Raw genomic sequence first — 1,736 nt, 5'->3', positions numbered from 1 at the left:
AATTTCGTTAAGGTGGTGCAGCGCGTTCCGGTGCGGATCTATTTCGACGAGCACGACAAATACGTCGCCAAGCTGAAGGCCGGCATGAGCGTCTACGCCACCATCGATACCGGGCATAAGCGCACGCTCGCGGGCCTGCTCGGTCTGTCGGCAACCGCCAATCAGGACAAGGACTGACCTGATGTCGGGCCCACTTCCTCCGGGTCTACGCCGGAACATGGTGACCATCTGCGCCATGACCGCAACGATCATGCAGGCGCTGGATACCACGATTGCCAATGTGGCCCTGCCCTACATGCAGGGCACGCTGTCGGCGTCGCAGGATCAGATCAACTGGGTGCTGACCTCCTATATCGTCGCTGCCGCCATCATGACGGCGCCTGTGGGGTGGATCGCCAACCGCTACGGGCGCAAGCGAATCTTCATCATATGCTCGGCCGGCTTCACCATTGCATCAGTGCTGTGCGGGCTCGCGCAGGACATCAACCAGATGGTGCTGTTCCGCCTGCTGCAGGGCGTGTTCGGCGCGGCCCTGGTGCCGCTTTCGCAGACCGTGATGCTCGATTCCTACACGCTCCAGGAACGGGCGAAGGCGATGGCGATCTGGGGCATGGGCGTGATGATGGGCCCGATCATGGGCCCGTCACTGGGCGCCTGGCTCACCGAGACCTATTCCTGGCACTGGGTGTTTTTCGTCAATCTTCCTTTTGGCGCACTGACGGTGCTCGGTCTGATAGCTTTCATGGACGAGACCAAGAAGGATCTCACGCTTCGGTTCGACTTCTTCGGCTTCGCGGCACTTGCAGTCGCCATCGGGTCCTTACAGCTAGCCCTTGACCGCGGTGAGCAGCTGGGGTGGCTCGAATCCAACGAAATCGTTGGCGAGTTCATCGTCTCGGCCGTGGGCTTCTACTACTTTTTCGCCCACTCCTTCACGACCGCGCGGCCGTTCATCCAGTTCGCGCTGTTCAAGGATCGCAATTTCGTGACGGGCTGCATCTTCATGACGGTGATGGGGTTGGTGCTGTACTCCACCATGGCGCTGGCCTCGCCCTACCTGCAGAACGTCATCGGCTATCCCATCATTACCGCCGGCATGTTGCTAGCGAGCCGCGGCCTCGGCACGTTCCTGGCCATGATGATGGTCGGTCGCCTCATGCGCTATTTCGAGGCCCGTACGTTGATCATCTCGGGACTCGCGCTGACGGCGGGCTCGCTGTTCCAGATGACCGGCTGGACCGAAATGACTCAAGTTCCGGAGATTGTCACCGTCAGCGTCTTCCAGGGTTTCGGTTTTGGCCTTGTTTTCGTGCCGCTATCGACCGTTTCGTTTCTAACGCTTCCAAACCACCTGCGCACCGACGGCACCTCGATGCTGACGCTGTTGCGCAATGTCGCAAGCTCGATCGGGATCTCGATCGTGATCGCCCAACTCACTCAGGGAACGCGCCGCACTTATGCGATCCTGTCCGAACACATCAACCCGTTCAACCACGCCCTGCAGATGCCTGATGTCAGGGGCATCATCAACCTGTCCACCGATGCTGGGCGCGCCATGGCGGACAAGATGGTCGCTGTTCAGGCTCAGATCATCGCATTCTCACAAGACTATCAACTCGTCATGCTGTTCATCCTCGTCTCGATCCCGCTCGCCATCATGATTGGATCTACGAAGGCCGCTCTGCGCAAGCAGACGGCAGGGCCAGAGCACGCAGTGGTGGAATGACGACACGCTG

General features: G+C 59.9%; 1 protein-coding gene and 1 pseudogene. Both read left to right on the top strand.

Annotated elements, in window-relative coordinates; all coding sequences use genetic code 11:
• Positions 1–177: pseudogene (locus tag AC3WLX_RS36575) on the top strand (HlyD family secretion protein); the annotation flags it as partial.
• Positions 178–181: 4 nt separating this feature from the next.
• The gene (locus AC3WLX_RS36570) at positions 182–1,726 is read left to right on the top strand and encodes an MDR family MFS transporter (RefSeq protein ID WP_024343490.1); all 1,545 of its coding nucleotides are present in this window, start codon (positions 182–184) and stop codon (positions 1,724–1,726) included.
• Positions 1,727–1,736 lie beyond the last annotated feature (10 nt).

The organism is Bradyrhizobium sp. FW305-F6 (genome assembly GCF_058782905.1).
This window is presented reverse-complemented; position numbering and strand designations above follow the sequence as displayed.